This window comes from Nostoc sp. FACHB-190, assembly GCF_014696905.1.
Classification (GTDB): domain Bacteria; phylum Cyanobacteriota; class Cyanobacteriia; order Cyanobacteriales; family Nostocaceae; genus Nostoc_B.
The window spans coordinates 1-9,253 of the sequence record NZ_JACJQW010000084.1 but is presented as its reverse complement, the minus strand read 5'-3'; the positions used below and the strand labels follow the sequence as shown (position 1 = coordinate 9,253).

5 protein-coding genes are annotated in these 9,253 nt (G+C 40.6%); 1 reads left to right on the top strand and 4 read right to left on the bottom strand.

What is annotated here, in order from left to right; genetic code table 11:
* Window positions 1-211: 211 nt before the first annotated feature.
* Window positions 212-1,570 (top strand): bifunctional UDP-N-acetylglucosamine diphosphorylase/glucosamine-1-phosphate N-acetyltransferase GlmU, encoded by a 1,359-nt coding sequence (gene glmU / locus H6G28_RS35625; RefSeq protein ID WP_190677948.1) that lies wholly within the window; start codon window positions 212-214, stop codon window positions 1,568-1,570.
* Window positions 1,571-1,712: 142 nt separating this feature from the next.
* Here the strand turns inward: glmU and H6G28_RS35620 are convergent, their stop codons facing one another.
* The 4 genes from H6G28_RS35620 to H6G28_RS35605 form a co-directional block, all read right to left on the bottom strand.
* Complete coding sequence (locus H6G28_RS35620) at window positions 1,713-2,669, bottom strand: isoaspartyl peptidase/L-asparaginase (RefSeq protein WP_190677945.1); 957 nt, start codon at window positions 2,667-2,669, stop codon at window positions 1,713-1,715.
* Between the two features lie 84 nt (window positions 2,670-2,753).
* On the bottom strand, window positions 2,754-2,912 hold the full coding sequence (locus tag H6G28_RS35615) for a DUF2256 domain-containing protein (protein WP_083468775.1): 159 nt from the start codon (window positions 2,910-2,912) through the stop codon (window positions 2,754-2,756).
* Window positions 2,913-3,080: 168 nt separating this feature from the next.
* Entirely contained in the window at window positions 3,081-5,222 is a 2,142-nt protein-coding gene (locus H6G28_RS35610) for a PAS domain S-box protein (protein WP_190590821.1), read from the bottom strand.
* A 2-nt stretch (window positions 5,223-5,224) separates the two neighbouring features.
* The coding region (locus H6G28_RS35605; RefSeq protein WP_190677941.1) for a trifunctional serine/threonine-protein kinase/ATP-binding protein/sensor histidine kinase at window positions 5,225-9,253 on the bottom strand (4,029 nt) is incomplete at its 5' end.

Below are 9,253 nucleotides of genomic sequence, written 5' to 3'. Positions count from 1 at the left end.
AACCAATTCAATCCTGCGGATTGAATTGGTTGTGGGTCAATTCGTCGTCAGCCAAAAATTCATCCCACATCTGACCCGAAGGGCAGTGTGGGATGAATTTTTGATTAAGCTAAAAGCTACCTTCATCGAAGGCTAGTGCAACTTGCTTTATACCTCCTGCTATACTACCCTTTGGGAACGTCAAGGGCGAACACGCTTCATACTTTTGATTATGGTAGTTGTAGCAATTCTAGCGGCGGGACGCGGCACAAGGATGAAATCAAGCTTACCCAAAGTTTTACATTCTTTGGGTGGGCGATCGCTAGTAGAAAAAGTTTTGGAAAGTGTAGAACCACTTTCACCTACAAGGCGCATCGTGATTGTAGGCTATCAAGCCTCAGAAGTAAAAGCTGCTATCCAGTCAAGCTTGAGCTTAGAGTTTGTGGAACAGACTATACAACTGGGAACAGGCCATGCCATCCAGCAATTACTCCCCCATCTTGAGGGCTACACTGGAGATTTATTAGTCCTGAATGGTGATGTTCCACTGTTACGCACCGAAACCATAAAACAGCTATTGCTCACTCACCAACAAAATCAAAACGCTGCTACGATTCTGACTGCACATTTATCCAACCCTAAAGGTTATGGGCGAGTTTTTTGCAATGGGGAAAACATCGTTCAACAAATGGTTGAAGATAAAGATTGTACCCCTGCTCAAAGAGAAAATCGCCGAGTTAACGCCGGGATTTACTGCTTTCGTTGGCCGGACTTAGCTCAAGTTTTACCCCATTTAGAAGCCAACAACGCCCAAAAAGAATATTACCTCACCGATGCTGTTACCCAAGTTGGGAAGGTGATGGCGGTGGATGTCACAGATGAGCAAGAAATTTTGGGGATTAACGATCGCCTACAATTAGCTACAGCCTACGAAATTTTACAAAGGCGGATCAAAGAAAAGTGGATGACCGCAGGTGTGACGCTCATCGACCCCAACAGCATCACCATTGACGACACTGTAGAATTACAAGCCGATGTGATTATTGAGCCGCAAACTCACCTGCGGGGAAATACCATAATTAAAACTGGTAGCCGCATTGGGCCGGGAAGTTTGATTGAAAATAGCCAAATCGGTGAAAACGTCAGCATTCAATATTCTGTAGTCACAGATAGTATTGTCCAAGCCGGAACTCGCATTGGCCCTTACTCTCATTTACGTGGTAATACGGAAGTGGCTGAAAATTGTCGTATCGGTAACTTTGTTGAGTTAAAAAATACACAACTAGGTGAAAAAACTAATGTAGCCCATCTATCTTATTTGGGCGATGCTACTGCGGGTACTCAAGTCAACATTGGCGCAGGTACAATTACCGCTAATTATGATGGTGTCAAAAAACACAGAACCAAAATCGGCGATCGCACTAAAACAGGTTCTAATAGCGTCTTAGTTGCACCAGTGACTTTGGGTGATGATGTCTATGTCGCCGCAGGTTCCACAGTTACTGAAGATGTCCCCAACGATAGTTTAGTGATTGCTCGTAGCCGTCAGGTAGTCAAACAAGGTTGGCGGAAGAAAAGTGCTGAGTGCTGAGTGCTGAGTAGGAAAAGTTGTGAGCTATAAAGGCTGTATCAACTTATCTAACTACAACTCTAAAACTGACTCAGCACTTTCAACTCAGCGAGAAGTTGCGTGCGGGGGTTTCCCCCGTTGAGCAAACTTCGGTGACTCAGCACTAGGAAATACAGCCGACTTGCGTACCATCAGCCATTTCTAAAGTGTCGCCAATTTTTTCACCGTTGTGATAGGCGGCGAGTAAAACTTGGCTAGTTTTACCCCAGGCGATCGCACCACTAGCATCTAAAGCGATCGCACCTAAGTCTCTTTGATGTTCGTGGGCTTCAGCAAAAGAGCGTTGCATGGCATCTTTGAGGGTCATCCCATCAGTTACCCGCACCACAATTCTGGGTGCTAAACATTCATCGATAATATCTTCGCCAATGCCAGTACAGCTAACAGCCGCATGACCAGTTGCATAATTCCCCGCCGGCATAGCTGAATCACTGACTCGACCAATGCGTTCAAAGCCTTTACCCCCGGTGGATGTGCCGACTGCTAGTCCACCATGAGCATCTAAAGCAACTACGCCAATTGTGCCACGTCCGGCATTGCTGGTTTCTAATAACTCTGGCTCTGCTACCACCCCAGCCATTGTTCTTTTAAAATTATCTTGCCGTTCTTGAATCCATTCTTGTAAGCGTAAGTCAGTTAAAGCATTGTAACTGGGGACTTGTAACTCGCGGGCTAATTCCGCCGAACCGTAATCTGAAAGTACGCGGTCAGGGGAATTTTGTAAAAAATAGGCTAACTCAATGGGGTTTTTCACCCGTGAAACATTAATCACACCGCTAAACCGCCCGGAGAGTCCATCCATTAAGGCAGCACTCATCCGAATTTGACCATCAGATTGCAATACCGAACCAGTACCCGCATTAAATCGGGGGTCATCTTCTAATAATTGGCAACCCCGCAGTACTGCGGCAGCAGCGTTTGTGCCTGATAATAACAAAGCATAAACATCTTCAATGACTGCATGGAGCGATCGACGTACAGCCTCTAATCCTCCTTTGCCGTGGAGAGAACTACCAGCCCCTCCATGAATAATTAATTTTGGTTGCACCTTTACCTGCATGTATAATTTTTTGCGCTATTTGCGTCTGAGTTCAAGTTGATTTTACACTTCACACTTCATATTTCATACTTCATAATTCACCCTTTACTCTGTTTTTGCTTCAGAACGGCGACGGCGGCAACGTTCTGAGCAATATTTCACTTCATCCCAGCAATCTTGCCACTTTTTTCGCCAAGTGAAGGGACGTTGACATACAGGGCAGATTTTTGTAGGTAGGTCAGATTTAGAACGATAGCGCCCCATATAAATACTGTAAAAATATTAAGTTGATTTCTGAGAGAGACGAAAAATAATTATAACCAGTTTGTGAAAAAGGCGGGAGGCGGGAGGTGATGTTGCTGTGTGGATAAAAGAGACGTGGGGGACAAGGTGGACAAGGGAGACAAGGGAGAGAGATGTTTATACAATCAATTAAGCCATGATTGGTTGGCAAATGGGAATGGTGATGACAAACTCTGTTCCTTGTCCTGGTTGGGAGTAACACTCCAATTTGCCTGCGTGTTTTTCCGTAATGATTTGATAACTAATTGACATGCCCATCCCAGTTCCTTTACCAACGGGCTTGGTGGTGAAGAAGGGATTGAAAATTTGTTTTTGAATTTGTTCAGACATACCCATTCCATTGTCAGCGATCGCAATTGTTACCCAGTTAGCATCAATCACCGCAGTCCGAATTGTAATTGTTGGTAGTTCATCTTTCCTCGTTCCCATTTCTAAAGCATCAATGGCATTTGTGAGAATATTCATCAACACCTGATTAAGTTGTCCGGCGTAGCATTCTACTAAAGGTAAAGAACCATAATCTCTAATCACTTGAATTTCAGGAAACTGTGGCTTTTCCTTGAGACGATGTTGCAAAATCATTAAAGTACTATCTATACCTTCGTGAATATCGACTTCTTTAAATTCGGCTTCATCCATACGTGAAAAGTTACGTAGAGATAAGACAATCTGACGGATGCGTTGAGTGCCGATTTTCATAGATTGCAAAATTTTGGGTAAGTCTTGCTGAATGTAATCTAAGTCAATTTCCTCCGACAAAGTTTCAAATTCTGGCAGATTCATCGCTTGGTATAAATTAATTACCTGCAATAAATCTTCAGTATGTTCCTCTAAATGGGTGAGATTACCGTGAATAAAATTTACAGGATTGTTGATTTCATGAGCAACTCCCGCAACTAATTGTCCCAAGCTAGACATTTTTTCCGCTTGAACCATTTGTGCTTGGGTGCGTTGCAGTTCTTTTAGAGTTTGGGCTAAATCTTCGGCTTGTTGTCGCAGTTGGGCTTCGATTTGCAGGCGATCGCGAATATCACGGGCGATGGTTGATAAAAATTCTATTTCTCCCTGTTCATTTTTATGGGCAATCATTACCTGAGAAATGGGAACTTCTTCGCCACTCCGACTAAGTAACTTAGACTCTCCCGACCAGATACCCTTCTGAAGTAGAGTTGGTAGGCTTTCTTTCTGAAATTTGTCTAACATCGAGGGTTCTACAAACTCGCTGATATGGAACTTATCAGTTTCGGAAGCGGGAATACCTAACATTTTCTGCCCTGCTTGGTTGAGATAGCGATTATTTCCGTTGACATCAGCTATACCAATAATGTCTGTGGTTGCTTCCAGAATTGCGGTTAATCTGCGTTGTTCTTTTTCGGCTTGTTTACGCTGGCTAATATCACGCACTACCGAAAGTGCATGAGGTTTGCCATTGTAGTTCAAGAGTTTACCTGTAACTTCGATATCAAAACAAGTACCATCTTTGCGGATATCTACCGCCTGAGTGTGAAATTCGCCTCCCATTTTAATGACATTGATAAACTCCCCAAACTTCTCAAAACAACTGGGATGAACAAAGTCGATAGGGTCTAAGTAGAAAAATTCTTCTTGAGTGTAACCGTGTATCTGACAGAAAGCCGGATTAGCAGCGACAATTTTACCAGTATCTAAATCAAGAACACTAAGGCCATCACTAACAGCCTCAAAAATACTGCGATACTGGGCTTCTTGTTCACGTAATGCAGCTTCAGTTTTTTTGCGATCGCTAATATCTCTAGCAATCCAAACTACACTGTTTTCATCCATCACGGAAACGCTACCCTCAAACCAAACTTCTTGATCACCAATGGGCAAGCTGTATTCGATTTTGGTATTTTTCTTTGTTTTAAGTACCTGTTGAATACATGCTACGAAACTGTCAGCTAGTTGAGCCGGTAAAATTTCATAGGCAGTTTTACCGATAACTTCTGTTGGTGGTTTATACAGTAATGGCGCACAACTAGGAGCAATTGTTAAGTATCTGCACTCGCTATCAACAACAATAATTACATCTTCGATAGCGTTAAACAATGCGAGTAATTCGGCTTGATCAGCTTTGAGTTTTATTTCGGCTTGCTGGTAATTTTCTAAAAGTTTTTTTGTATCTTGCAGTTCCTTTTCTAATTGAGTAATTCTGGTGTGTGATTCACTAGTCAATTTTGCTAACTGTTGTTGTAAATCAGCATTTTGTTGACGCAGTAAAGTAATTTCTTTTTGCATGGGTATATTATTCATATTTATTGGCTAATTGGAATTAAAATCACAAATTCTGTACCTTGCCCTGGTGAGGAATTACATTCAATAGAACCGCCATGTTTTTCGACAATAATCTGACGAGCGATCGCCAGTCCTAAACCTGTGCCTTTACCTACACTTTTGGTAGTAAATAAGTTGTCAAATATTTTTCGTCTGACTTCTTCATTCATCCCAATTCCGTTATCAGCAATTTTAATTTCGACATATCGATTTATCAGAGATGTTTGAATTGAAATCTGATGTCTAATTCCCTGATGTTTATCAATTTTTACTTCTTCTAAAGCATCAATGGCGTTTGCCAGAATATTCATAAATACCTGATTTAACTGCCCAGGAAAGCAATCAATAGCAGGTATATTGCCATAATCGGTGATAACTTCTATAGCTGGACGTTTTTCGTTAGCTTTAAGACGATGCCGCAGAATTAAGATTGTGCTGTCAATACCTTCATGGATATTAAAACTGACTTTATAATCTTGATCAGCACGGGAGAAAGTGCGAAGACTAGTGCTAATATTTTTTAGGCGATCGCAAGCTACAATCATCGAATTAATTACCTTGGGTAAGTCTTCTAAACTGTAATCTAAATCAATTTCTTCAGCATGTTCTTGGATTTCTTCACTGGGGTTTGGTAAACTTGCTTGATAAAGCCGTAAATGTTCAAAAATCTCCACAATTGTGGGTTGAGTTTGTTTTAAACTAGCAGCAATAAAGCCTAAAGGATTATTCATTTCATGGGCAACACCGGCGACCAAATTACCCAAAGCCGACATTTTTTCGCTTTGCACCATTTGTAATTGAGCTTGTTGTAAATTCTGCAATGCTGCTTCTAATTCTGCGGATTTTTGCTTGACGGCTGCTTCAGCTTGTTTGCGTTCGCTAATATTTCTACTAAAGGCAAAGTTATATGCTTTGCCATTAAATTCTACATAGTCAACAGTAACTTCCACAGGAAAAATATGTCCCTCTTTGTGTCGATGATAAGATTCAAATACACAAAAACCTTTCTGAGATAATGATTGCCAATGTTCTTCCCAGAATTCTTGCGGGAAACCTGCATCAAAATCAAAAATATTTTTCCCAATAATCTCGTCTTGTCGATATCCCAAATCTTTACAAGCTGCATCATTTACATAAAAAATGCTGGCATCTTCTTCAATCCACCAGATACCAATAGATGCCCGATCAATTGAGAATTGTTTGAGTAAAGAATCTTGGAGTGCTTGCTGTGCTTTTTGGAAAAGTTGGGCATTTTCTAGAGATATTGCTGCTTGGGAAGCCAGAAGTTTAATAACTTGTACACGTTCTTGAGTGAATACCCCAGCAGTTAATTTATTTTCTAAATAAAGCAAACCAACTAAATGGCCTTGATTCACTATCGGCATACACAACACGCTCTGGGGTTGATGTTGCAGCATATATTCCCCTATTATCCCTGGTATATCTGTTTGGCAATTTTCAATCACCAGTGTTTTTTGGGTATTCTTAACATAATGGATAATTCTTTTGGGAATATCTGGGCAAGTTTCGAGTAATTGTGGTTCCAGAATAGTGTTTAATTTTTCATTCTCAATCACAGTAATGGCTTGTACTTGCCAAGTATGATTTTGAGGAAGTAACAATATAGCTTTTTTTGCACCAGAGTTTTCCAAAATAATTTTTAGTAAATTGGCAATTAGTTCATTTAATTCTAAAGAACTGGAAATTGCTTGCGCCGCTTTGATTACAGAAGTCAGATCCAGAATTTCAGAATAACTGGTGCTATTGCTGCTAGAAGTACGAGTTGATAAAGTAACGTTATGGGGAGCAATATTTTCTAAGAAGTTGAAGTCATTTTTTTGTTGTTGCAAAATTAAATGCAACAGTTGGGGATAGTGTTTTTCTAAGTCGGTGACTTTGGCTTTTGCACCCCAGCGAGCATAACAGTAGTATGCTTCTTGCATATAACCTGCGGCAATTTTCTCTTTACCCCAGTTGAGGTAAAATTTAGCTGCGAGTTCGTTAGCTAAAGCTTCTTCTTGGATGTAACCGTTAGTTTTAGCTCCTGCAATAGCGCGATCGTAAAAATCTCCAGCTTCGTAGAATTTGCCGAATATCCGATGTTTTTCCGCTTCGATTAAATCAACTTTATGCTGATGATTCATGGGTGCGTGATGCGCCCAATGTTGAAGTTTAGTTTGATTTTCGGCTACACGTTCTAAAGTGATTAATTTTTCATCTATCTGTGCCAAAGCCAGCAGAGAATCATAAAAATAAAACACTGGTTCACTGACTAATCCTGCACCAGCCATGAAATAGCGTTTGACTTCAAGTGCATAATTTTCGGCTGATTCTATTTCTGCAAACGAGAAACAAAGCATTAGCTTATATAAAGAGAAAATATATAATCCGTAACCATCATTCGCAGATTGCAACAAGGAAATAAATTCATCTTCTTGTAAGGCTTCTCCAGATAAAATTGTCGGGTTCTCCGTGAAGCCAAGTAAATTTAAAATTGCTTGCCAATAAATGCGGCAATAATTGGCGGTGGTTAATTGGTTAAGCTGCATCAACCCATTGCTGTAAGCGCGAGTTTCTTGTTCCAAATTAATTAAAGACTGACTGCAACAAAAAGCATAAAAGCAAAAATTGTGGGCGTTATGTCCAGCAAATTCTAATTCACCAACTTCTAGTGCTATGCTATAGCCTTCTTGCAATAGTGGTAGGCTTTCTTGGATGTGAGATTTGCGTTGGCGAATATACAGTCCTAAGAGGAGACATACTTGCGGTTTAGCTGCTTTCGCATCTAATTTGGTGGTGAGTTGGAGTGCTAACTGCTCAAACTCTATTGCTGTATCGACATCTTGCAAAAAATTACAAAGTACACTATGGGAGCAATAAATATAACCTGTAGCGGGTGTGTTTCCATACTGAATAGATGTTTTGACTGATAAAGAAACCAGTAAGGGAAACAAAGGAGAACCAGCAAGGTAAGCCACAGACATAATGCTACTAGCGATTTGCACAATTGCCAGTTTTGTGGCATCTGTCATTAAGGGGAGATGAACTAAATCTGCAATTTTTCTGTCGCCAATTAGTTGGTTAATTTCTTGGATTTCTTGTTGAATATCGGCTGGTGTGGGTGTGTCTTTTAAGGTTACGCCCAGTTGTTGCAAAATTGTTTGAGCGATCGCAATGGCTGCGCTAAATTTATTCTGGGAGACAAGAGACTGAATTTTAATCCGGTAAACCTGTATTTTTTCCGGTAAGGATTTTGCCTGCTGAATCACTTGATTCACAAACAGTTCCATAGTGAAAAAATCACCGCAAAGCATAGCTAACTCAGCAGCTAATTCATGAAAAGCCAGAGAGATGTCATATTGCAGTTGCCAAGCTTGGGGACATAACAAAGATAATCCCACAGTGACATACTCCCGCGCCGCTTGATAAGCAGTGGCGGCTTTAGCTTTGCGACAAGCCATCAAATTAAGTTGGGCGAGTTCCTCTTTTTCTGTTGCTTGGGTAATTAAATCTACACCCTGATTTAATTGATTCACAATTTCAAAAATCCGCTCCTCCCTCGCGCTGGGAGAAACTTTTTGTAACAGTAGTTTGCCGATGCGGTAATGAGTTTTTTGTTTTTGTTCTAGGGGAATTAATGAATAAGCTGCTTGTTGAATGCGGTCGTGTAAAAATCGATATTGGACTGATATTTGATGATTTTGATGGTCATGGTTGATCATGACTTCATCATTCACATCTCTTTGATAAAACTTATAAATATTATTTGTTGGTAAAATTAACCCTTCCTGTAATGCTTTCCATAAATCTGCCGCCACTTCAATTTCTGATGTCTCTGCCACAATGGCTAAGGTTGTCAAATCAAATTGATTGCCAATATACGCGGCTAACTGTAATACATATTGCGTTGCTAATGGCAATCTTTGTAACTGAAATGTCATGAAGGTGACTACATCATTTGTCACTGCTTGTTGACTAACTTTTGTGATGTCGCATTCCCAACAGCCCAA

Excerpts from the sequence above, each read along its gene's own strand:
- H6G28_RS35610 (WP_190590821.1), bottom strand. The coding sequence starts at position 5,222 with ATGAATAATATACCCATGCAAAAAGAAATTACTTTACTGCGTCAACAA.
- H6G28_RS35615 (WP_083468775.1), bottom strand. The coding sequence starts at position 2,912 with ATGGGGCGCTATCGTTCTAAATCTGACCTACCTACAAAAATCTGCCCT.
- H6G28_RS35620 (WP_190677945.1), bottom strand. The coding sequence starts at position 2,669 with ATGCAGGTAAAGGTGCAACCAAAATTAATTATTCATGGAGGGGCTGGT.
- glmU (WP_190677948.1), top strand. The coding sequence starts at position 212 with ATGGTAGTTGTAGCAATTCTAGCGGCGGGACGCGGCACAAGGATGAAA.